Annotated in this window: 21 protein-coding genes; 5 read left to right on the top strand and 16 right to left on the bottom strand. The window is 34.3% G+C overall.

What is annotated here, in order from left to right:
* Nucleotides 1-420: 420 nt before the first annotated feature.
* A complete protein-coding gene (locus MKY90_RS11385; RefSeq protein ID WP_002012659.1) occupies nucleotides 421-1,170 on the top strand; it encodes a DUF4397 domain-containing protein in 750 nt (249 codons plus the stop codon).
* 33 nt (nucleotides 1,171-1,203) lie between these two features.
* Here the strand turns inward: MKY90_RS11385 and MKY90_RS11380 are convergent, their stop codons facing one another.
* Nucleotides 1,204-2,322, bottom strand: coding sequence for a BA2291 family sporulation histidine kinase (locus tag MKY90_RS11380; protein WP_002127244.1), 1,119 nt, complete (start codon nucleotides 2,320-2,322; stop codon nucleotides 1,204-1,206).
* Between the two features lie 255 nt (nucleotides 2,323-2,577).
* Between MKY90_RS11380 and MKY90_RS11375 the strand changes: the two genes are divergently transcribed.
* Entirely contained in the window at nucleotides 2,578-2,970 is a 393-nt protein-coding gene (locus MKY90_RS11375) for a YueI family protein (RefSeq protein ID WP_002085811.1), read from the top strand.
* A gap of 120 nt (nucleotides 2,971-3,090) precedes the next feature.
* Here MKY90_RS11375 and MKY90_RS11370 read toward each other — a convergent pair whose 3' ends face one another.
* Together MKY90_RS11370 and MKY90_RS11365 are read right to left on the bottom strand one after the other, a co-directional pair.
* A complete protein-coding gene (locus tag MKY90_RS11370; protein WP_002085816.1) occupies nucleotides 3,091-4,515 on the bottom strand; it encodes an aldehyde dehydrogenase family protein in 1,425 nt (474 codons plus the stop codon).
* 143 nt (nucleotides 4,516-4,658) lie between these two features.
* Entirely contained in the window at nucleotides 4,659-6,014 is a 1,356-nt protein-coding gene (locus tag MKY90_RS11365) for a hemolysin family protein (protein WP_002127238.1), read from the bottom strand.
* A gap of 363 nt (nucleotides 6,015-6,377) precedes the next feature.
* Between MKY90_RS11365 and racA the strand changes: the two genes are divergently transcribed.
* Entirely contained in the window at nucleotides 6,378-6,920 is a 543-nt protein-coding gene (gene racA / locus MKY90_RS11360; protein WP_002012665.1) for a chromosome-anchoring protein RacA, read from the top strand.
* Nucleotides 6,921-7,021: 101 nt separating this feature from the next.
* Here the strand turns inward: racA and MKY90_RS11355 are convergent, their stop codons facing one another.
* The 13 genes from MKY90_RS11355 to gntK all read right to left on the bottom strand — a co-directional run bounded on the left by MKY90_RS11355 (nucleotide 7,022) and on the right by gntK (nucleotide 22,603).
* Nucleotides 7,022-7,618, bottom strand: a complete 597-nt coding sequence (locus MKY90_RS11355) for a hypothetical protein (RefSeq protein WP_002085820.1) — start codon at nucleotides 7,616-7,618, stop codon at nucleotides 7,022-7,024.
* A 317-nt stretch (nucleotides 7,619-7,935) separates the two neighbouring features.
* Complete coding sequence (locus MKY90_RS11350; protein WP_078185383.1) at nucleotides 7,936-9,786, bottom strand: hypothetical protein; 1,851 nt, start codon at nucleotides 9,784-9,786, stop codon at nucleotides 7,936-7,938.
* Entirely contained in the window at nucleotides 9,776-11,593 is a 1,818-nt protein-coding gene (locus MKY90_RS11345) for an AAA family ATPase (protein ID WP_002012669.1), read from the bottom strand. Before MKY90_RS11345 ends, MKY90_RS11350 begins: the two co-directional genes overlap by 11 nt.
* A gap of 107 nt (nucleotides 11,594-11,700) precedes the next feature.
* Complete coding sequence (locus MKY90_RS11340) at nucleotides 11,701-11,961, bottom strand: hypothetical protein (RefSeq protein ID WP_002085825.1); 261 nt, start codon at nucleotides 11,959-11,961, stop codon at nucleotides 11,701-11,703.
* A 76-nt stretch (nucleotides 11,962-12,037) separates the two neighbouring features.
* Nucleotides 12,038-13,465: a basic amino acid/polyamine antiporter gene (locus MKY90_RS11335; RefSeq protein ID WP_002189509.1), complete on the bottom strand. Its 1,428-nt coding sequence runs from the start codon at nucleotides 13,463-13,465 to the stop codon at nucleotides 12,038-12,040.
* Between the two features lie 213 nt (nucleotides 13,466-13,678).
* Entirely contained in the window at nucleotides 13,679-15,190 is a 1,512-nt protein-coding gene (locus MKY90_RS11330) for an ABC transporter permease/substrate-binding protein (protein WP_002085827.1), read from the bottom strand.
* Between the two features lie 3 nt (nucleotides 15,191-15,193).
* On the bottom strand, nucleotides 15,194-16,141 hold the full coding sequence (locus MKY90_RS11325) for an ABC transporter ATP-binding protein (RefSeq protein ID WP_098167757.1): 948 nt from the start codon (nucleotides 16,139-16,141) through the stop codon (nucleotides 15,194-15,196).
* Nucleotides 16,142-16,243: 102 nt separating this feature from the next.
* Complete coding sequence (locus MKY90_RS11320) at nucleotides 16,244-16,801, bottom strand: YdcF family protein (RefSeq protein WP_098167758.1); 558 nt, start codon at nucleotides 16,799-16,801, stop codon at nucleotides 16,244-16,246.
* Nucleotides 16,802-16,864: 63 nt separating this feature from the next.
* Nucleotides 16,865-18,094 (bottom strand): MFS transporter, encoded by a 1,230-nt coding sequence (locus tag MKY90_RS11315; protein WP_215598769.1) that lies wholly within the window; start codon nucleotides 18,092-18,094, stop codon nucleotides 16,865-16,867.
* A gap of 1 nt (nucleotide 18,095) precedes the next feature.
* Nucleotides 18,096-18,632: an NADPH-dependent FMN reductase gene (locus MKY90_RS11310; protein WP_002031805.1), complete on the bottom strand. Its 537-nt coding sequence runs from the start codon at nucleotides 18,630-18,632 to the stop codon at nucleotides 18,096-18,098.
* 153 nt (nucleotides 18,633-18,785) lie between these two features.
* Nucleotides 18,786-19,682: a phosphogluconate dehydrogenase (NAD(+)-dependent, decarboxylating) gene (gene gnd / locus MKY90_RS11305; protein ID WP_098167760.1), complete on the bottom strand. Its 897-nt coding sequence runs from the start codon at nucleotides 19,680-19,682 to the stop codon at nucleotides 18,786-18,788.
* Between the two features lie 18 nt (nucleotides 19,683-19,700).
* Entirely contained in the window at nucleotides 19,701-21,050 is a 1,350-nt protein-coding gene (locus MKY90_RS11300; RefSeq protein WP_002141651.1) for a GntP family permease, read from the bottom strand.
* 14 nt (nucleotides 21,051-21,064) lie between these two features.
* Complete coding sequence (gntK, locus tag MKY90_RS11295) at nucleotides 21,065-22,603, bottom strand: gluconokinase (RefSeq protein WP_098167761.1); 1,539 nt, start codon at nucleotides 22,601-22,603, stop codon at nucleotides 21,065-21,067.
* Nucleotides 22,604-22,997: 394 nt separating this feature from the next.
* Between gntK and MKY90_RS11290 the strand changes: the two genes are divergently transcribed.
* A complete protein-coding gene (locus MKY90_RS11290; RefSeq protein WP_002031814.1) occupies nucleotides 22,998-23,900 on the top strand; it encodes an ABC transporter permease subunit in 903 nt (300 codons plus the stop codon).
* Nucleotides 23,897-24,916, top strand: a complete 1,020-nt coding sequence (locus MKY90_RS11285) for an ABC transporter permease (RefSeq protein ID WP_002141644.1) — start codon at nucleotides 23,897-23,899, stop codon at nucleotides 24,914-24,916. The genes MKY90_RS11290 and MKY90_RS11285 overlap by 4 nt, the downstream gene beginning before the upstream one ends.
* Nucleotides 24,917-24,981: the final 65 nt, after the last annotated feature.

Here is a 24,981-nt window from a genome sequence, read left to right as displayed (position 1 = left end):
ATTTCTTAACAAATAGTACCACCTGTTTAGAACAATAAAAAAAGAACCGATTAACCACATTAATCAGTTCGGCACGACGCTCTTTTATCGGTATTACCTTATCCAACGCATCACTAAAATTAATAGAAATACTCATAATACAAATCCATAATTCGTCCCACAGCCTATAGCACAAAATCCTCCATAACTTCATTCCCAATAACTATGGGGATATCCCCATCCCAATGGTTCCACTCCTTCCATCAAAGTCAAACTGCCTTTCCTTTATAATTTATGTAGGACAATTATCGATTTGTATGTGTGTTTGCCTATAAATAAAAAAATCCCCATTTTAACTTTTCCTTCTAGAAAGGCAAGTTTTTTGCATAACCTCTTTCTAGCTTCGCATATATTTGTAATGATGATAAAGGAGGAATGTTCATGACTCAATCCGAAATTGAAAAATACGGCCAAGAAGCTGCACGTTACGAACAGCTCGCTCGTTACTATCAATATAGCAATCCTAAAAGATATGTAGAACTCTATATGAAATACTATGATGCAATTACAAAACTTGTACAAGCATATGAAAAGAGAGATTCACAAGAAGCGACTTTACCGTCACATATGAGAATCTTCCACACAGCTCCCCATACACCAGCAGTTGATATTATAATAAACGGACAAAAGGTTATTAAAAATATTTCTTTTAAACAATTCAGTCCGTATTTATCATTAGTGCAAGGTAAATACCGTATTGATATTGTCCCTGTCGGAAACGAAACTCCAATATTTTCAGCATTAGTACCAATAATGGGGAATCACACTTATACCCTTGCAGCGGTCAATAGCGATAATCATCTCCAATTACAACCCATTCTTGATAATACTCATTTACCATCTGGTCAAGCAAAAATACGGTTTGCACATTTTTCACCAGACACTCCAGTTGTAAATGTAAATTTAAAAGATGGGGATCATTTATTTGAAAATGTACTCTTTAAGCAAATAACAGATTTTTTACAAGTTAGCCCTGGTACAGCAGATATTGAAGTTTCACTTGCTGATACAAAAAAAGTACTATTAACCATTCCAAAATTCAACGTTGAACCAAATACAATTTACACAATTTCAATAGTTGGTTATTCAACTGAGGATCCAAAATTAGAGACCGTTATACTTACAAATTAAAACAGTCTACACCATTCGCATGGTGTAGACTGTTTACTTTTGAAACGTAATTTGAAATTCTGTCCAATCGTTATCCGAACGACACAATATGGATCCTTTATGTTTTTCTACAATTTGTTTACATACAAATAGTCCAATACCAGTTCCTAGCTTTTTAGTAGTTACAAATGGCTCAAAAATAGTCTCTACATTGTCTGCTGGAATCATAGGTCCATTATTTTTTATAACAATGCGAACAGCCTGATCCTCTTCAAATACATCAATGATAATTTTTCGCTCTTCTTTCACCGATTCAAGAGCATCAATCGAATTCATTAAAATATTTAAAACTACTTGCTTCACTTCACTCCGGTAACCAACGAGTGGAATAGGATACGGCAAATTCTTTTCAATCAAAACATTTGCATTAACTAAACTTGGATATAAGAATTGTATAATATCTTGAAATAAGTCATTTACCAAAAAACGTTCAGATTCATTCCACATTTCTTTTTTCGATACAAGTAAAAATTGCGAAATCCTAAAATTTAATTGATCTAATTCATGTGAAATAATATCTAAATACGATAGATTAGGGTGATCTGTCTTCAATAACTTTACAAATCCCATAATCGAAGTTAGCGGATTACGAAATTCATGCACAAAACTAGCCGACATTTGCCCTAGAATCGTAAGCCTTTCTTTATGTGTTTCATTTATATATTGCTGTTTTTCTTCTAAATTTCTCGATATAATTTCTGAGTATTTTAAAACGGTATAATAAATTAATTTGTCAAAACAAGTATGTATTTTGGCCATAATCGGTTTCAGTTCACGAGCACTTACATCCAATTCGCACATCGCTTCAAAAAGTTCATTTCTTCCCACATTTGCATTGTAAACAAAATCTCCAATATTCGCATCTGCCCCTGCACGCTCAATGGCAATTTTCTCACATAATGGCTGAAGATAATTAATGTCTTTATCTTCCATAATAAGTTCGATAATTAAATCTAATAAATTCGCTCCATTTTGAACTACCTCTTGTTTAAATGGATCTTTTTCGGAAATTATCATTTTGTTTTTCCAGTTCTCTACGAATTGGTGCCTGTTGTTTTTCAAGTGCGAACAAAATACTTCTTTAATATCCTTATCGATTGGAAAAACCTCCATTCCTCCATTTCCATACGACGAATACCCTTTATATTTTGAATATTAACACAAAAAATACATTTCGTTAATAGATTTTTGTCACATTTTGTTAATTTCTGTTGATAAAATTTATTTTTCCTTTCTTATTTAAATAAGTTTTATTCATATATCCCTTTTCTCTTCTCATTTTTTAAATTATTTTCCTGTTCAAAACTACTTTTTTTTTGCATCCTTTTTAATTCTTGCGTACAATAAGAAGTGAAAGGTGTGAAAAATATGGTAAATAAAAATGTGGAAGACTATCTCCAAGAAGGCATATATGGCCAAAAGCAAAACAAACCAGAAGAACGTAATATGTACTTAACTACATTACGTGAGCGTGTAGAAATCGCTTTAACAATCGGTCAAGTAATGCAAAGTAATGTGTATACAGAAGTAACGGGTAACATACGTTCTTCTCAATCATTACAACTATTCCTAAATGGAAGCATTGCTTACCCACATTTATCAAAATACATTAAATTAGCAACTGAAAAAAATATTCCTTTTACAATTGTTCAAAATAAAGGTACTGAAACACCAATCGGTTTAGTACTCTCTCATAGCACTGCTGTAGATAAAGAACATATTTATGTCGAAGATGATATTTTCAAACAAGAAATGAAGTAAAAGGTACACTTGATTAAATGAAATCGTTCCGAGAAACGTAAAACAAACAATAAAAAACGAGTATGGAATCGTAAACATTTCCTGCTCGTTTTTTATTGCGGTGTTTAAGCTCGATCTACTTTATTTTTTAATACACACTAATTTCATTTCTGTCATTTCTTCTATTGCATATTTAATCCCTTCACGGCCTGTGCCACTCTCTTTCACACCGCCATAAGGCATATGATCTACTCTGAACGTTGGAATATCATTAATCATGACACCACCGACTTCTAATTCATCAATTGCACGCATTGCCTTACATAGATTGTTTGTAAATACACCTGCTTGTAATCCATAACGTGAATTATTTACTTGTTCTAAAGCCTCATCAAATTCTTTAAATGTATTTACAGTCATAAGTGGACCAAATACTTCTTGGCACTGAACAGATACATAATCTGGAACATTTGTTAATACAGTTGGTTCAAAAATCCTTGCATCACGTTTGTTACCACCGTATACAACATTAGCTCCTTCCTTAACTGCCTCTTCCACCCATGAATTTATACGTTCTACATCTTTTTTTGAAATAAGTGCTGATACATCTGTTTCTTCATGAAGCGGGTCTCCTACTACAACGTTTTCCATTGCTTTCGTTAATTTTGTAATAAACTCTTCCATTTTGCGTTCATGCACAAAAACACGTTGTACTGAAATACAAACTTGTCCATTATTCACAAACGCGCCCCATTTTACACGTTCAATTATTTCGTCTGTCAATTCAACATCTTCATCAATAATTACTGCAGCGTTCGATCCTAATTCTAACGTCACTCGTTTCAACCCGGCTTTTTCCTTAATTCCAATACCTACTTTCGGACTTCCTGTAAAAGTAATACTAGCAACGTTCTCATCTTTTACTAATGCCTCACCTACAACAGATCCAGGTCCAGAAATTATATTGAAAGCTCCCTTTGGTAAACCAGCTTCTTCAAATAATTCTACCAATGCATACGAAGAAAGTGGCGTTTGGTCGGCAGGCTTTAGCACAATAGTATTTCCAGCCGCAATTGCTGGGCCTACCTTATGTGCTACTAAATTAAGTGGAAAATTAAACGGTGTAATAGCACCAATAACCCCGATTGGTTGTCGAATTGTATACGCTATACGGCCACCCGCTCCTGGTGCAGCATCTAATGGTAACGTCTCACCATATATTCGCTTCGCTTCTTCAGCTGCAAACTTATATGTTTGAACAGTGCGATCTACTTCTCCCCGTGCAGCACGAATTGGTTTTGCAGCTTCTTTTGCGATAATCTCTGCAAACTCTTCTCTTCTCTCATCCATTTTTTGTGCAACCTTTTCTAAAATAGTTGCACGGTCGTATGCGGATAATTTTTTCATTTCTTTCATTGCATTTTTGGCCGAAACTATTGCTTCCTTAACGTCATCTTCTGTACCTTGCGCAATCTCCGCTAATGTTTCTTCAGAATATGGTGCATACAATGGTTTATACGTCTCTACTGATTTCCATACCCCATTTATATATAAATGTTTTTTCATAGTGGTTCTCCTTCCGAATATATGTATACAATAATACACTTCATTTATTTCACCTAGTGAAAGGTCTGACTTGTGTAATTGTATCATAGCCCTAATACATCAAAAAACATTTTGCTCAAAAAAACTCTGCTACAAAGCAGAGTTTACGAACTAATTTGTTCTTGCAGCGAAATCTTTTTTTCATCTCCTACAATAACAATCGATTCTGAAGGTTTCGTTACTTCTAATCTCTTAATATAGTGTCCATCTAATTTTTTCACGCAAAATTTATAATTTTCAATCTCAATGGTATCACCCTCGGAAATCTCAATATTTTTTGTTAGGATCCAACCGCCAATCGTATCGACATCATCGTCGTCAATAGTCAAACCTAATAATGCGTTCACTTCACTAACAAGTACTTTTCCCTCTAAAATCGTTTTCGTCTCACTAACTTGTTGGATTTCCGGTTGTTCATCAGTATCGAACTCATCTTGAATATCCCCTACAATTTCTTCTAAAATATCTTCAACGGTTACAAGACCTGATGTACCACCATATTCATCAATTAATATAGCGATATGTGTTCTTTCTCTTTGCATTTTTAAAAATAGATCATGAATCGGGATAGATTCAATAACTAAAATAATTGGCCTAATATATTGCTCCACTGTCTTTTCACTAACAACTCGGTGCTTCACAAAATCTGTAAATATATCTTTAAAATTCACAAAGCCTATTACATGGTCCTTATCACCATCAACAACCGGATACCTCGTATATTTTTCATGAGACATTTTTTGTAAAGCCTCTTCAGCAGGCATTTCTTTATTTAAAATATTCATCTCTGTTCGTGGTACCATTATTTCTTTCGCAATACGATCATCAAATTCAAATATTTTATTCACATACTTATATTCAGATTGATTAATCTCACCATTTTTATAACTTTCTGAAACTAACAACCGCAATTCTTCTTCTGAATGCACTTCATCATGCCCTTTTGGTGGTTTCAACCCAAGAAACTTTGTAATTAACCGAGCTGATCCATTTAAAATCCAAATGAATGGGAATGCAATACGATAAAACAAAATGAGTGGCTTAGCAACAAAGAAACTCACTTGTTCTGCTTTTTGAATCGCAAATGTTTTTGGAGCTAACTCTCCTACTACCACATGGAAAAATGTGATAAACAAAAATACTAAAATTATAGCTAAAATGTCTGCGAGTTGAGTAGGGACGTTCCAATTTGCAAACAACACATCAAACATGTGCTTTAGCGCAGGTTTACCAGACCACCCAATCCCAAGAGCTGTAACAGTTATTCCTAATTGACAAGCTGATAAATATTCGTCTAAGTTTGTAATGATTGTTTTGACAGATATTGCACGATTATTTCCTTTTGCAATTAAATAGTCAATTCGTGAACTCCTCACTTTAACAATTGCAAATTCTGCTGCAACGAAAAATGCCGTTAAGGCAATTAAAACAATCACTATACTTATACTATATATGTCCAAATACTTTTCCTTACTTACAGTGTAAGCAAGGAAGCCACCTCCTACTTAAATTTATTCAAGTGAAGTAAGCATTCTTATACTCTAATAAAATTCTACATTAGTAACCACCTTTTTATATATTATATGCATACATAAAAAAGATATTTATAATTATGATAATCTAATTAGCTTATTATCGTCAAACTATAATAAGCCCAATTTTCCGATAACTAAAAATGATTTATATAAATAGTATGTGCTAAACAGCTGAACTTCGTGAAAAAACACTTTCTTTGCCGATTCCACACTTCTTTTGTCACACCTGAAGGGAACTTGCTACATAACTAGAAATCATTCAACAGGATATATATAGGAGGGATTATTTTGGAATATAAAACACCATTTATCGCAAAGAAATTAGGTGTTAGCCCAAAGGCTGTTGTCCGGATTGCACAACAATTAAATCTTACGATTAAAAAAAATAAATATGGTCATTTTATTTTCACACAAGGTGATTTAGATCTAATGTTAGAATACCATCGCTCTCAAATGGACCAGCCTCAAAACTCTCAAACTACTCAAAAACCATCTTCAAATGATGTAGAAAAATTAAAAACTCAAGTAAACACAATTGTTCAAAACACATCATCGAATGATTTTGAGCAATTAACAGCTCAATTTACCACAATTACGAGAAGACTAGATCGAATGGAAGAACAAATGCAAGATAAAGCAAATGATGTCGTTACATACCAACTTTTACAACATCGCCGCGAAATAGAGGAAATGTTAGAACGAATTCAAAAACTAGAAGCTGCCCTAAAAAAAGAAGAACCAATATACATTACTCCTGATGCAAAACCAACATATGAAAGAGAAAAGAAACCGAAGCGTCGTAAAATGATTTTTAGTATATTTGGACTATAATATTTTAGACCCTTATTCTGAGAATAAGGGTCTACTTTTTGTATGAAAACAGATGCCCGTAATAAGTAACTCTTCTTCATACTATACATATTCATATATTTTCATTTTGTTAACATAATATTTTTACTGTATTCTGCAATAAGTGCCTGCGCATGAGCATTCCCTTGAATAATATCACGGAATTCTTTCAAAGAATACAGATGTGTAGCCCCTTTTCGAGCATGAATTCGCACTGGTACACCTTGTAAAGTATCATGAAACTGGAATGGACTATCTATCGGTTCGATTGGAAAACCGAGTGTAAGTAAATACATATACATTCTTTTTGTAACTGCTGCAATATACCATTCCGCTTTCGTCTCTAACGCATGCATAAATAAAATAGCTGCCAGCCTTTTGAAATGTCCTCTCCCCCGAGACGTTTTCGCAATACTTAACTTTCCTATTTCATACACATTTTTCAAATCTTTCACTAAATCATTTTTAGAAAACGGATAGAAAAACTCAGAATTTGATTGTTCAGGTACTGTAAACTTAATACATTCTACTGTACCAATATGATGTTCATCTTCTATTAATAAAAATCGTGATGGATTTAAATTACGTTCTACAAACATTAAGTTTCTTTCTTCACAAAAATCTCCCCACAGTTGCTCGAACCAAAAATGCTCTTCCTTTGTTTGAACACGCTGGAACATATTTAACCGCCTTTCCCATCGCCGCTCTGTTTTTGATAACGCTTTCACTTACTATCATATAAGAACAAATCTTCGTATGCAACTAAAAATATTTATGTCTTATTATATTCTGCAAAATGAATTAAATTCCTACTTATTAGTCATTCATGCACATGTAAAAACCCTTAATTCCCCATACTATTACAAACATAAAAAGATTCAATTACTCTAATAAAAAAATGATAATCACTATCAAGTTCGAACCGTATAATGTGTCTTTCCGTACTGCATATAATTCTTCTTAACCTAAAGAAATCCTTCATTAAAAAGGATTTCTTTTACATTTTATTACTTTTTAACCATTTCTCAAAAATTTGAATCATCCCATGCTTCCCAGCCAACTTCTCTTCTCCTTGTTTCGTTTTATATGGATATAGTTGTAAAAACACTCCACATCCAGATTCAATTTTTTTACTATGCATATGGCTACCTGGATATACACAAATCACTTCATAAATCGCTCTTCGCTTAAAAATTCTTTTGCCATTCTGTTCTTCTACATACTTAATAGACCAGTATTTATACATTTGCTCCGTTGCTTTCGTATTACCTACAGGCTGAAAAATATTGTACATAGGACTATATTTCACTTCGATAATAATAGAAGATTTATATACATACTTCTCTTCTTCCTTTACATAACAATCTAAACGAATATCCGGCTTCTTTGTGTCCTCTCCGTTATAAAAATTACTTCCTTTGCTTAGTGCAATAAGAGGGTGTGTTTCAATTAAATCATTAAACGCGACGTGCACTTTTATATCATCTCGATGTAAAATCACTGTCGTTCCATCTTGTAATCCGTCTAAATAAAAATGTTCTTGTATTTGTTCACGGATAGGATTCTTATCTTCAAATCCGACTTGTTCTAATATAGAAATAACGATAAAAAAAGCGTAATACTCATACACTAAAAACGTTGGTTTATATACGAATAATAAAGATGGAGGTTGCTCGGTATGTTGCGGTAACAATTCTAAATGGTGGATTAACTGTTGATGCGGTATAGATAAAGTGTTTGAATTAATGGTAGCTGTTTCAGAAACTTCCCTCCAAAATGGAGAATACAATAAATTTCGAAAGTATTGTACGCTTTCATATACGATATGAGCTAATATTTTATATTCTTGCATTTTCACAGAACTTTTCCGTAAATCTGCTTCTTTCAGTAAATGTAGATTTCTATATTTTTGTTTTTCCCTATCCGTCACGGATCCATTTCGTTCAATCGTTTTCATAATTGTTTTAACAGCTTGAAATTCATCTGACTTTTTCTTCTTTTCTCCTTCTAGTATTTCAATAGTTTTACGTACAAAACTTTCTGCTTCAAGTAAATAATAATAGAATTGCATCGTTTTAAATTTAAGAAATGCATTTTCAATACTATTTTTTTGCTCCTTAAATTTACGGTTGTAATATTTCGCATAAAGCTTTCTTTCTGTCATAATGGCAGTTTTTCTCGTTGCCTTCCGCGCTTTCGTTTCCCATTCATATTCGTGTACAAATTCCGCATTCGATTCTATTTTCTTAAAAATTTGTTTTATTCTTTTCATTTTTTGTGGCAACTTTCTTAACAATACCAAATAAGAAGAATCTTCAATATCGCTAAGTGCTGAGAAAGTTTTCTTGTAATAACCTCTATCTAAAATTAACTCGTTTAAAATTGACTTCACATAATCTTGAATCATTTCAAATTGGTCATCAAAAAAGTTTTTAGGAACAACTTGAAACGCACCATAATAAGTTTTATCTTCTATACGCACTTCAAAATGGTATAAGCCACAGCGCCACGGATAAAAAAATTCAGTTTTTCCATGTTCATACACTAATACTCTTTGTTTTTTTTCATTTAATTCATATTGTGACTCTTTTATATTCTTTTGTCCCTCATATACTTTATTCCATATGAATGTAATATCCATTGGATTTTGATAATGGAAATGTAATTTCAGTGGTTTTAATTCCTGTACTTTATAAATACATTGAACTAATGCTGTAGTAGACGTACAAAGCCGGTTTAAAAGGATAAAATCGCCTTTCCCCTCAGTACCAATAATTAGCTTCAATACAAACGGGAGCGTTTCTTTCGTATCGACGATTGCTGTTTCATAACGCTCCTCATTTTGCATAGCCATACAGCTCCAGTTCTCTACGCTTTTGTCTTATATAAGCTAAAGAATGTTCAAATGTAGATACACGATTTGCAAGCGGAGACTGTAAAAGTGGTATCAATGTCGCTCCCCTTTTTGCTTCTTCAGAAAGTAGAGGGCCCACTGTCATTTCTGTCCCCCTTAATTTCGTTAATACACGCTGCTTTATTTGCAAATCAAAACCTTCTTCCCTGCTAATCATATAGGACTGATTATTTTGGAACGGTATATTTTGCAAATACGTAGCGATTGCGCTTGCACATCGGAAAGAAATTCCTTTTGATATATCGTGTGATGATAATACATCATGTAACTTATCCAATAACTCTAATTCCTCTTCAGTATACACTTCGATCATCTCTTTATTCCTAAACCAATTGAGTCGAAATTCTCCCGTTGTTACTTTCAGCGGGGGTTGCTGAACAACTTTCTCATGTTCTATACTCATCTCGCAAAACGGAATTTTTTGTAATGTAATCAAATTTGTTCGATCTAATAATCGATCGGAAAGCTCTTTCGTCGTTTCATCAAAATTTACAGTGCCTACGAAAATAATATTCTCACCAATTTCCACTGAAGGTGGAATTTGATTTTCTATTTCTTGTACTTTCTCATACAAACTCAAAATACGATTTTTCTTTTCAAGTTGAAGAACGGATAGAAACGGAGTAAACCAATGCTCAATATGTGACATGTTCATTTCATCGAACACAATTATATACAATTGATTTGGATTTTCTTTAGCCTTTAACAATGTCCGAACTAACTTCGTTTCACTTTCAATAAAATTACCATTCGGATGAAGGTAACCGAGAATATCATGTGGTTCTTGATACGATGGTGAAATCGGAATCCAAATTAATTCTTCCCCATAACGTAACCCAAGTGATTCTGCATAAGCTTGCACAAAGCGTGATTTCCCAACACCTGGTATACCACCAACAATTGTTAACATATTGGTTTTAATACTAATATGAAAATTATATATATCTGTATCATCCAAATATAACCCTTTATTACGAACCATACTTTGTACATACTGCAAAAAAGAGGATTCACGCTCATCCCATTCCCAGTCATCCTTTTGCATTTTAATATCTTCTACTTCAACTAACTTACCTTCTTCAGCAATTCGTTTATTTAGTTGGTCATACACATTTTCACTTACAAAATATAAATGATCATCTACTGCTATTTCTACATGTTTCATCCAATCGTTTATTTCAATATATTTGCATTCTTTTCTTTGCTCAAAATATGAAATTGAACTTATTGATGATTTTAACGATAAATTTCCATATAGCCTTCCTTCATGCCACAATAATTCTGGAGGCTCAAAGTCTTTTGGTAATTTAGGCATAAGAAATGATAAATAACCGTTGCTTAACTTCCGTTCCAATGACGCTCTCTTTTTATAATTTGAGACCTTTGGTGAAGGAATCACTTTATATGAAGATGCTATTTCCCGAGGCTCTTCTGTGCATATTAATTCCAGAAATAAATTTCCACGATCATAATAAAGACGAAACATAACCAGTTGCTTTTCTAATTTATGCTTCTTTAAATCAGTAAAGATTTTTTCATTCTTTTTATTACTGCATAATCCTTCAAACAAATATTTTCCAGTCGGAAATAACTCTTGTAAAGTTAAAGGTATTGAAGAAAGACATTGTACAAAGAAATTTTCTCCATTCTTCTCTCCCTCAGCTTTTGCAAACTTCCCAATAAACCTCATATAATACATTCGCTTTATAAAACTTGGATGAAGAGCTTTATGTAATTTCAACGTAGTCACCTTCTTTTTTTCATACTATCCTTATTGTATGAACTACAATCTAAAACTAGAAATAAAAAACCTGACGTCATCCGTCAGGTTCAAAATTAAAACGTATATTAATGAGAAGGAAATGCTTTTTTTTCTTGTAAAATGGCATTATGAGCGATTTTCATTTTAGCAAGTACGTACCGTAATCGATCTTCGGCATTTTCATCTTTATTTTGCTGCAAACTCGCCAAATTCTCTACAGAACTCGCTAAATTTTCAATCACGCCTCGAAGTTCAGGATGATGATTAAAAAAAGATTCTTGTACTAATACTTTCCTTAAATCACTAGCTAAATCCATAATTCTAGACAACTGTTCTTTTTCTTCCATTTTCATCCCTCCTGAATATCTTATGTATTAAATATTCTCTAGACAAGGAAAAAAGCCCTTTAAATTAAAAGGACTTTTACATTTTTATAGTTCCTGTCAGTAACATATAAAGTGATGTAATAGCTGCAATAACAATTGCCAACATCACATATCGCTCTTTGCCTGCAAAACAACGATTCCCTTTTTCTTTTCTTGCAAACATATACACGAGAATCCCAATACCATATACGATTGAAACAAGCAATAAATTCTTTAAACCAGCTGCATAAATTAACCATACAGAGTATAGGGAAGCAATTAATGCTAACAATCCATTTTTTACTCTCGCAACTTTCAGCTCTTTCGTGATGACTAATTTCAATTGAAATAGCGCTGATAATAAGTACGGCAGTAATATAGATGTTGACGCAATAAAATACATAATTTGATATGTCGATTGTGAAAACAAAACGATTATAAATATAGTTTGGGCAACGATATTTGAAATCCACAATGCCATATGCGGCGTTTGTTTCTTATTTGTTTTCGTAAAGACTTTCGGAAACACGCCGTCTTTTCCTGCTACGTGAGAAATTTCAGAAACGAGTAAAAACCAGCCAATTAATGTACCTACAAGTGACGCAACTAATCCAATATTAATTGCCATTGCACCCCATGGCCCAACAACATGTTCTAATACATGTCCCATTGAAGGAGTCTCTAATACTGAAAGTTCTTTTCTTGTCATGGCTCCCATTGACAGAACAGAAATTAAAATATAAATAGACATTACTAAAATAAGTCCAAGTACTGTCGCTTTTCCAACGTCTCTACTATTTTTAGCTCTTCCTGATAATACAACTGCTCCTTCAACCCCAATGAACACCCAAAGGGTTACGAGCATTGTATTTTTCACTTGACCTAGTACAGAGGAAACTGAGATAGTTCCTTCGCCCCAAAAGTCATGTGTAAATGTATCCCAGCGAAACGCTGTTACCATCACGACAATAAATAATAAGATCGGAACTAATTTCCCAATCGTTGCGATAACATTCATAATGGAGGCTTCACGAATTCCAAATAAAATTAGAAAATGCAATGTCCATAATAAAAGTGATGCACCTACGATTGACGCAACATTATTTCCGCCTTTAAAAATTGGGAAGAAGTAACCTAATGTACTAAACAGTAACATAATTGTTGCAACATTTCCTAAAATCCCTGCTAGCCAGTATCCCCAAGCACTGTTAAAACCAATATATTCACCGAATCCAGCTCGTGCATAACTATAGATTCCGCCCTCAAGCTCCGGTTTTTGTCTTGCTAACGTTTGATATACGAGCGCAAGTGGAATCATTCCCATTGCTGTAATACACCAACCAATTATCGTTGCACCACTATTTGCTCCTACTGCTAAATCATGCGGTAAACTAAAAACACCGCCACCAACCATCGTTCCAACTACTAATGCGATTAACGGAAAAAACCCTAACTTCTTTTCTATTTGTACCACCCCATCTGTCATTCTAGGTGTTATGTTCGTTCAACTATTAAAGTCACCTTTTTCTCTAATAGACGTTTCTCTTATATTTTTTCAGGAAAACATTACTTATTCTAAAAGAAAATGAAGAAAAATGGAATACTTTTTTGAAAAAATGTATAAGTATGCACAAAAAAACCGTTCATTTTGTAATGAACGGTCATTTCATACATATAAAATTGTATATTTATTGTAAAATTAACGAAGTAACTTCTCTTTTTGTAAAAATTGTTTTGCGACTTCTTCGCTACTTTTCCCATTCACATTTACTTCATAATTCATTTTTCTCATTTCTTCATCTGTAATCTTTCCAGATAATTTATTTAATACTTTTTCGAGTTCAGGATATTTCTGTAACGTCTCTTTTCTTAATAATGGTGCTCCTTGATAAGGCGGGAATAGTCCTTTATCATCTTTTAGCACTTTAAGCCCATATTGCTCCAATTCACTATCTGTTGAATATGCATCGATTACGTTAACATCTCCCGATTGTATTGCACTATAGCGCAGTTTCGGTTCCATCGTTTTAACATTTGAAAACTTATAGTTATATAATTTTTGCATTCCTTTATAACCATCTTCACGATCAGCAAATTCTAATGTAAATCCTACTTTAGCTTCCTGTGCAATTTTTCCTAAATCAGAAATTGTATTTATGTTATTTTGATCTGCTATTTTTTTCGGCATGGCTAGTGCGTATGTATTGTTATACTCCATTGGCTTTAACATAACCATATTATATTTCTTTTCCATTCCAATACGAGCTTGTTCATATACTTCATCACGATTTGTACTTTTCGGTTCTTCTTTCACGAAAGTAGATAAAGCTGTACCTGAAAATTCTGGGTATATATCTACTTCACCTGATTTTAACGCTTCGAATACAAATGCTGTTTTTCCAAGGCCTGGCTTTAATTCCACTTGTAAATCTGTATCCTGTTCAATAAGTTGCTTGTACATTTGAATTAATATTTCTGGTTCAGATCCAAGTTTACCAGCAATAACTATGTCTTTCTTTTCGGTATTCCAAAGAAATGGAGCAGCTATCATTACTACAACTATACATATCGTCAATATAACGCGCTTAGAAGAGCGTTTCGGGCTCTCAAGTATGCGAAGTACTATATCAAAGAATAAAGCGAGTAACGCAGCTGGTACGGCCCCTAAAATGATAAGCGCATGGTCATTTCGATCTATGCCTAATAATATGAGCTTACCGAGCCCACCAGCGCCTATTAAAGCAGCTAATGTAGCCGTTCCAACAATTAATACCATCGCTGTACGAATACCAGCCATAATAATTGGCAATGCGAGTGGAAGCTCTACCTTCCATAATCTTTTCCAGCTATTCATCCCCATAGCTCTCGCCGCTTCTATAAGTGATTCATCTAATTCCCGTATTCCTGTATATGTATTTCGTAAAATAGGTAATAGTGCATACACAACTAATGCGATTATAGCTGGCAGTTTTCCAATTCCTACTAACGGAATTAATAGTCCAAGTAAAGCAAGTGAGGGCACTGTCTGCATAACAGCAGAAGTCCCTATAATAAATTCAGCCATTCGTTCTTTTCTCGTTAATATAATGCCGAGCGGCACTGCAATAATTACTGCAAAAAATAGTGAAATAAGCGATATTTGTAAATGCTCACTTAATGCACTTAGCAATTCTACTTTTCGTTCTTGGAACGTTTGAATAAAATCAGTCACTGTTTAGCCTCTTTCCTTCATTTGTTCAACAATGTAATTGACAATTTGACGACTTGTTAACGCTCCAACATATTGACCATGCTCTTCAACCGGCACTGACTCTTCAGTTTGTAAGCGGACTAGTGCTTCTTGTAATGACGAATGTAAAGATAAAGCATTCCCTTCAACTCGTATACCCTCGTCTAGCGGCAATACCTCTTCTATACTCTTCCCCTCATACCAAGGTCGTCCACGATTTCCAATGAACTCCTCTACAAACTCATTTTTCGGGTTATGTATAATTCCTTCTGGTGTATCTAATTGAACAACTTTTCCTTCTTTCATTACACAAATACGATCACCAAGTGATAAAGCCTCTTGCATATCGTGCGTTACGAACACGATTGTTTTTTGAATCTTTTTTTGCAGTTGTACGATATCCTTCTGGAGCTGCTCCCTACTTAACGGATCTAACGCACTAAATGGTTCGTCCATAAGTACAATTTTCGGGTTTGCGGCTAATGCCCGTACGACACCAACACGTTGTTTCTGCCCTCCCGACAATTCATCTGGCATACGATCACGATATACATCTGGATCGAGCCCAACCATCTGTAGCAAGTCATCGACACGTGCTTTTATTTCCTTTTTGGTCCATTTTCTCATTTCAGGGACAACTGCAATATTTTCAGCAATTGTCATATGTGGAAACAGCGCAATCTGCTGCAACACGTACCCTATATTCCAACGTAGTTCGTTTATGTTATATTGTTGAATATCTTTTCCATCGATTAAAATTGATCCTTCCGTCGTTTCAATTAAACGGTTAATCATCTTCATTGTCGTTGTTTTCCCGCAACCACTCGGACCAATGAGAACAAAAAATTCTCCTTTTTTAATTTCTAAATGTAATGAATCCACTGCTTTTGTGCCATCTTCATACGCTTTTGACACATGATTAAATTGAATCACAGACACAACTCCTTTCATGTTGTTTCCTTTATTTTGATGGAATATAGCATTCATTTCAAATGATACGCTTTATTATACAAAAAAAGAGCTCTCATTTGAGCTCTAACGGTCGAACAATATTGTTTTCATAATTGCAGCATATTCACGCACATACGCTTTTTTCTTAGAGCGTCTCGGTGTTTCAGCAGCCAAAGCTTCCATCTTTATCCCTAAACGCTTTGCAATTATTTTCGTTCGATATAAATGATACGTATTACTTACAACTACCGCATGCTTTACATCATATAAATCCATACTAAACTTTAAATTTTCATACGTATTTGTAGAGCGGTCTTCAATTAAAATACGATTCTCATCTATACCATGTACCATTAAATAGTTTCTCATACTGTGAGCTTCCGGTATATCTTCATCTTCCCCTTGACCACCTGAAACAATTACTTTCGCCTCAGGGTGAGCATGTAAATATTCCAACGCTATATCCAAACGATTTTGAAGAGCTAAAGACGGTCTATCTCCAAATAACTTTGCACCTAATATAAGAACGTATGGAGAGTGATTACTCAATGTTTCGCGAGCAACTTTATTCATTCGAAACGTCATATAAATGATGTATAGCGGAGGTAGTAATAAGATTATAAGCAATATCCATTTGTTCATAAATAAGTTAACACTCCCTTTCTTTTTATTATATAGAAAAAGAAAAGGAGGCAGAAGTATTTTTTAAACAATTGATTTATTAGACACATTCGCTTCCGTTTTACGTTTTGAAATTACATAATAAAAAGCAATCCCTAATGATAGGATCAATATACAGCTCAGTACGTAAAACGGGATCATTACCCCTGCTTTAGATACGCCTGCCGTAAACAACATTAATAATACAATTCGAATTCCTGTGCCAATTAATCGAAATAAGCTGTCCACACGTCCCATTACTTCGTTTGGGATTTCTTCCATCATCAATACATTTCTCGCCACTCGTGTTCCAGCATTTCCAATCGCATGGAAAATCGCTAGTCCATATAATAACATAATGGAAGGCTCAATAATCATTACGGTAATTGAAATTACATAAATAACCATCGTCATAACGATTGAAATTTCTATTTTGACATATTTCATCATGATTGGAATACTTATTCCTGCAAGAACCGCTCCGACACCGTACATCATACCTTCAATTGCGTATACAGAGGCACTAGCTTTGAGTATATCTGAAATATATACTGGGATTAAATAATTTGCCATCATGACACCGATAAACGGCATATAAGTCGCTAGTAAAAACCAAAATAACTTAGGGCGCTTTTTCATAAAGTGAATTCCTTCGAACAATTGCTTCTTAAATGTTGCTTTCCGTTTTACTTCTTTTTTCTTTACATACGGTATACATAAGAAAAGAAAAAATGCTCCTGCAAAAGTTAACATATCCACTAACAAGATCCATTTCAAAGAAATAATCTCAATTAAAAAGCTAGCAGCTGCGCCTGAAATAACTTGCGTTAATTGTCCTTGTATTTCCATTGTGCCACTTAAACTTTTATAATGCTCTGATTGAAATATTTCTTGGTTAAATGCAAATATTGTGGGATAGAATAATAGATAATAGAAAGAACCTGCTATATAAATAATAATGTAATGAATAGAATTGTATGATTGCCCAGCAAATCCCCAAATGGCCATCATTCCTATAATGGCTATCCCGATACCTTCGTTACATAACAATAAAGATTTTCTTGAAAAACGATCTATGCTTTGCCCAATGAATGGTGTTAGTAAAAACATGATGAGAGTTGCAACGATAGAAACATAACCAAATGTTGTCTCTCCTCCACTTTCCTTAATTAACAACCACGGAATCGTTATCATAACAATCCCGGAACCAATAGCTGATAAACTATTGGCTCCTAGAATGTAATACAAGCGAGAATCATGATAAAGAGAGGACATATCACTCAACTCCTAATTGTTTTTTCACCTCTTTATATACGCTCATATATGCTTTTAATTCTTTAACTAAATCATGAATTAATGGTTTTGCATCTTCTCCAAGTTCACTATCTTGCACATGTAATCCATCAAGCACGACTTGTTTTGGAATTGCATTTGCGTAAACGCCTCTAGCGACAGTCCGCATACTATTTAATGCGTTTATTCCCCCTTTACCTCCTCCAGCAACTGCTAGTAATGCGACAGGCTTATGGATGAATTCACTGCTACTTAAGTAATCTAACGAATTTTTCAACGCTCCGCTCATCGCATTATGATATTCTGGTGTACATAGTACTACTCCATCCGCAGCTTTCACTAAAGCTTTTAATTTTTTTACTGCCTCTAATTCACGTTGTGATTCTTCTCCATTATATAAAGGCAATTCCGCTACTGCTAAATCGTATAACTCCCCTTCAAATTGCTCTGCAATATATTTTGCCACAACGCGAGTTCTACCGAATTTTCTTGGTGTACCGTTAATAACGACTAGTTTCATAATTATTTCTCCCCTTTGTTTTCAAGTTATATTTATATATTATCAGAAATTTCTATACAAAACACAGTAAAAAGAGGGAAAAACTTTCATTAAATAGTATGAGAAATAAAAAAAACTCATACTTTCGTATGAGTTTCACAAAACTAATATTTCCTATTTTTTCACAACCTCATGTCCACCGAATTGATTACGAAGTGCAGAAACCACTTTTCCGTGGAATGTATCATCTTCTTGTGAACGGTAGCGCATAAATAATGACATAGCGATAACTGGTGCCGCTGCTTGTAATTCAAGCGCAGTTTCAACAGTCCATTTCCCTTCTCCTGAAGAGTTCATAACACCTTTAATGCCATCAAGTTTCGGATCTTCTGCAAATGCTTTTTCAGTTAAGTCCATTAACCAACCACGGATAACCGATCCGTTTGCCCATACTTTTGCAACATCTTCATAATTGAAATCAAAATCACTTTTATCTAGTACTTCAAATCCTTCAGCGATTGCTTGCATCATTCCGTATTCAATACCGTTGTGAACCATTTTTAAGAAATGCCCACTACCGACGCGGCCTGCATATGAATAACCATTTTCTACTGCTAAATCTTTAAATAAAGGTTCTAGTTGATCATAAATTTCTTTTTCTCCACCAACCATTAAGCAAGCGCCGTATCTAGCTCCTTCTACACCTCCTGATGTACCGATATCTACATAATGTAAGCCAAAGCTTTTCGCTTCTTCAGCACGGCGTAACGTATCCTTATAGAATGAATTTCCACCTTCAATAACGATATCGCCTTCCTCTAATAATGGATATACATCTTTTAGTACTGACTCAACAACTTCTCCTGCAGGTACCATTACCCAAATTGTGCGAGGTGCTTCGAGTTCAGCAATCATTTCTTTTAACGTATGACGAGCAGTAATCCCTAATTCCCCTGCCTTTTCAACAAGCTCATTATTTACATCGTATACAACTACTTCATACTTGTCTTCATGTAAGTGTTCAGCTAATGGGAATCCCATTTTTCCTAATCCAATTAAACCTAGTTTCATATTAATCAATCTCCCATTCTATACAAATATATTTAATAACGAAATTAATCCAAGTGCTACAACAGATAATATTGTCTCCATTGCGGTCCATGTTAATAATGTTTCTTTCACAGTCATTCCGAAATACTCTTTAATCATCCAAAATCCAGAATCATTTACATGCGATAATATTAATGACCCTGCTCCTGTTGCAAGTGCCAGTAACTCTACATTTACTCCTGGTGTACTTGCTGCAATCGGTGCTACAATTCCAGCTGCTGTCATCATAGAAACAGTAGCCGATCCCGTTGCAACTCGGATAAGTGCAGCAATTCCCCAACCTAATAATATCGGTGAAATATGTGATTCTTTAGCCATCTCCGCAATTGTAGTTCCGATCCCAGAATCTAATAACACTTTATTAAATGCACCACCTGCACCGATAACTAACAGTATGTTTGCAATTGGGCCTAAACAATCATTTGTAACTTGTAAGACTTTGTCTTTAGAAAACCCTTTTGCATAGCCAAGACTAAAGAAAGAATATATCGTTGCAATTAATAATGCGACTATTGGATCTCCAATAAAATGCAATACTTGTGCAAGTTGGCTTGTTTTATTTAATGCTACTTCCGCTATCGATGCACCTAGCATAAGAAATACTGGAAGTAAAATAGTAAACAATGTATTTCCGAAGCTAGGAAGTTCCTTCTTCTTATCTCTTTCAATAAATTGCTCCGCTATATCTAACGGTACTTCTTTATGTATACGAGCACCAATCCATTTCCCGTAAAGCGGACCTGCAATTATTGCAGTTGGAAGTCCGACAATTAATGCATATAAAATTGTCTTCCCTACATCTGCTTTAAATATACCTACCGCTGCCATTGCTGCTGGATGCGGTGGAACAAGTCCGTGTACAACCGAAAGACCCGCTACTAGCGGAATACCGATTGTAATAAGTGATACCCCTGTTTCTAACGCAATTGTAAATACTAACGGAATTAATAGTACAAATCCAACTTGGAAAAATACCGGAATCCCTACTATAAATGCAACGAACATCATTGCCCAGTGAACACGCTTTTTCCCAAAACGTCCAATTAATGTGTTAGCAATTCGTTCAGCACCGCCAGACTCAGCCATCATTTTTCCAAGCATTGTTCCTAAAGCTAAAACAATCGCTAAAAACCCTAACGTATTACCGAGACCTAATTTAATAGAATCGATAATCCCCGGATGTTGTGGTGAAGTTCCAATTAAGGGCATCCCCATTGCTAGCCCAACTCCGATTGCTGTTAAAATTAACGCGACAAATGGATGCCATTTTACTACCGTAATTAGTAAAAGTAATATAACAACAGCCGCTAGTACGATCCCAACTACCATTTCTCCCAATCCCCCTATTGTTTACGTTGGAAAGCAGCTATACAATCAAATTCTTCTTTCAAACGATTGTAAAGTCGTTCATACATATAAAACATCTCTAAATATAAAGCCGTATTTTCTTTATTCGGTACATGGTGATGGACAATATCAATCCAATCCTTCACCTCTTCAAGAGAATCAATTTTCCCAATTGCATACAAAGCAAGTGCTGCTGCCCCAAGCGCAGATGCTTCATGACTTTCTGGAACAAGCAATTCTTTCCCCATCATGTCAGATAACATTTGTCTCCAAAATGCAGATTTCGCAAAGCCTCCTGAAACACGTATTTCAGTAAGTGGCCCTGTACAATCTCGAATGGCAAGTGCTACTGAATACACACTCATACAAACACCTTCCATAACTGCTCGTATGAAATGTTCACGTTTATGCTGAAGGTTTATCCCGAAGAATGTACCTCGAGCATTTGCATTCCAGTAGGGTGCACGTTCTCCAGATAGAAACGGTAAAAATAGTAATCCATCTGCTCCAGCTGGTACACTTTCTGCATACTTAATTAATAAATCATAAGGATCAATTCCAAGCTTTCTTGCTACCTCTTGCTCTGGGCTACCAAATTCATCACGTAACCATCTAAGTAATATTCCACCGTTATTCGTTGGTCCGCCGATCACCCAGTGCTCATCTGTTAATGCGTAACAAAAAGTTCTTCCTTTTTCATCTGTATTAACACTCGATGAAATTGTTCGAACCGCACCACTTGTCCCGATCGTAATTGCAGCTGAGCCAGGTGTTATTGCACCGACACCTACATTTGCAAGAACACCATCACTTGCACCAATAACAACCGGAGTATCCTCACTAATACCCATCTTTTGTGCTAATTCCGGCTTCATTCCCGATAAAAGATATGTAGTTGGTACAGGTGTTGATAATTGTTCTGGTGACATATTTAACATAGTTAAAACATCTTCATCCCAGTTTAATGTTTTTAAATTAAATAACCCTGTAGCAGATGCGATAGAATAATCAACTACATAGCGTGAAAATAATTGATAAATGACATACTCTTTAATGGAAATAAATTTATGAGCAGTTCTGAATAACTCCGTTTCTTCTTCTTTCATCCACAATAATTTAGAAAGTGGTGACATCGGATGAATCGGTGTACCAGTTCTTCTATAAATGTCATGACCATTCATTTGTTGTAATAGTTTTTCTGATTGCTTTGTGCTTCTATTATCTGCCCAAATAATAGAGCGCGTTAACGGCGCACCGTTTTCATCTACAGCAATTAAGGCATGCATCGCTGTACTAATCCCGATAGAAGAAATATCTTCCGGTGACACATTACCCTTTTCAATGGCAACGCTTACAGTTTTATATACAGCAGCACATATTACATCAGGATCTTGCTCAGCCCATCCGACGTTCGGTTGAATAATTGGATAATCAATTGCATGTGAAGCAATGACTTTTCCTTTCTCAGTGAATACAACCGTTTTCGTACTTGTGGTACCGATGTCAACCCCGATTACTCTCCCCCTTGTTTCCATGCGAACCTTCCCTTCGTTTCTAGCAAAATACGATCTAGTAAACCGTTTACATGAATTAGTATATAAAATATTTTTTCATAAATCAAGTTATGAAAAGAAAATTTTTTTCAAACCAAAATATACCTCTCATCTTCTAAATCATTCTCTTTATCTTTTTTAAATAACCTTTTTAATTTATCAAACATTCTTTCCCCTCCACCTAAAGATAATAATATATAAGTTCTCGTTTTCTTAGTTTGATGGACATAGGGCGTGGCTGCCTACTATCACTTTTTTACCTTGTAAATATATGTTCCATACTATAAAATCTAATAGTATTTATATTTTTCTGAAAAATCAAAACAAAATATGAACTTTATTGTATAATGTTGTAAAAAGATGTCGGAGGGATTTAATGTTATATAAAATATCTCAATTCACAATAAAACTTTCATCAATTCTTTTATCACTCTTACTATTACTAAATTTACCTTATTTATTTATCACTCAACAGGGATTCACTTTTCAACCAATTCATTTTTTTAATCAGATCGTTACTATGTTAAAACAGGTCTTCTCTCCTGAATCATTAGTAGTTATGGGATCAGACCCGAAATTTGGTCATTTCAAAAAGACACCATTATTTCCAACTGTTTTAGAACCTTACCTATATTCATTTACTGTATTATTTATAGCCTTTTTGCTTGCACTCTTTCTATCATCTAGTATGGCATTTTTTTATTTTTTAGCAAAAGATTATATAAAAAAATGGATAAACCGAATTGTGTTCATATTAGAAGCTGTCCCTGATATGATGATGATGATTTGTTTGCAAATATTTTTCATATGGGTACTTCAGAAATTAGGGGAATCTCCTGTCACCATTATTTCTTTTAATGAAAATCGAGCTTATTTACTCCCTATTTTATCTTTAGCAGTCTTACCTACATTACAAATGTTTCGGATGATGGTGTTATACATAAAAGAAGAACATGAAAAACATTACGTAGAGGTTGCATATGGAAAAGGACTTTCATCAAGTTATATACTATGCATTCATTTATTCAAAAATATATCTATCCACTTCTTTCATCATTTAAAAACGATTTTTGTTTTCTTACTTTCTAACTTATTCATTTTAGAATTTGTTTTTAATATGGAAGGCATTATTCAATTTTTATTTAAGAAGGCGTTTATTTCACCTCCAGCTGCATTTATCATACTTGTTATGATTATTTTACCGTTTTATGCCATTTTTCAAATAATCTCATTCATGATGAATAGATGGAAAAAGCAATTGAAAGGAGCAGCATTATGAAATCTATTTGGAAATCAAAACGATTTTTAATCGGCTTTACTTATCTATTCATACTTGTTTCAGCTAGTTTTATTTATAGTTGGTTCTTTAAAGATAACATCCCAAAACCTCCTCAGTTACTTTACAATGACAATAACGAATTACTTGGAAAGGCCCCCTTTTCGCCATTGTTAATGCCGCCTTTTGGATCTGATCGTTTTGGAGAGTCTGTTTTCTTACAAATTGTAGAAGGAGCAAAATTCACCATTTTATTAGCCGTGGCAATTAGCTTCTTTCGAATTTTATTCGGAACATGTATAGGAATCCTCTTAAGTTTATACGCTCCAAGATTCAAGAGATTTTTCCAGGCATGCTCAGAAGTTTTTTACTATATTCCTACTTTATTTATCGCATTTATACTCATCACGCCCGTTAATATTGTAATCATATCAAATGCTGATAGATTAGATCCAAATATTTCATTTGCGTTTTATCAAGTTCTCGTACTTATTTTCGTCGCTCTACCTACACTTTCTTTATATATCTCCTCAGAGGTTGATGAATTTATGAAACGAGATTACATTTTAAGTTCACAATTACTGGGTGCTAGCCGTTTTCATATTATCAAAAAACATTTACGAGTCTTATTACTTGATCGCTTATTTGTGTTATTTATGGAACATATCGTCCAAACACTCATACTCGTTATCCATTTAGCGTTGCTTGATATTGTAATTGGTGGGATACAAATGCGTGAACTCTATGACGGAGTACTCAAACCTGTTTCTCTATCGAATGATTGGGCAGGCCTTATTGGATTAAATCGTTATGAAATGAATATTTCATGGTGGATTATTTTGTATACTCTCGTTTCATTCTTTATTACGATTCTATTTATTAAGCTTATGACAATCGGGATTCAAGATGCACTGAAAGCAAGAGATTCGCAAGTTGTAGCAATTCAAACCGTTCCAAATCATAAAAAATTTGTTAAAAGTAAAGATTCTTTTTCGTTTGTAGATAAAGTGAACCTTTAATCATGTCTCATCAATCAAGTATTAATTGGCATTGATATTAGTAGAATATAAAAAAGATGATCCCT

The sequence above is a fragment of the Bacillus sp. FSL P2-0099 genome, from assembly GCF_038007445.1.
Lineage (GTDB): Bacteria > Bacillota > Bacilli > Bacillales > Bacillaceae_G > Bacillus_A > Bacillus_A mycoides.
This window is presented reverse-complemented; position numbering and strand designations above follow the sequence as displayed.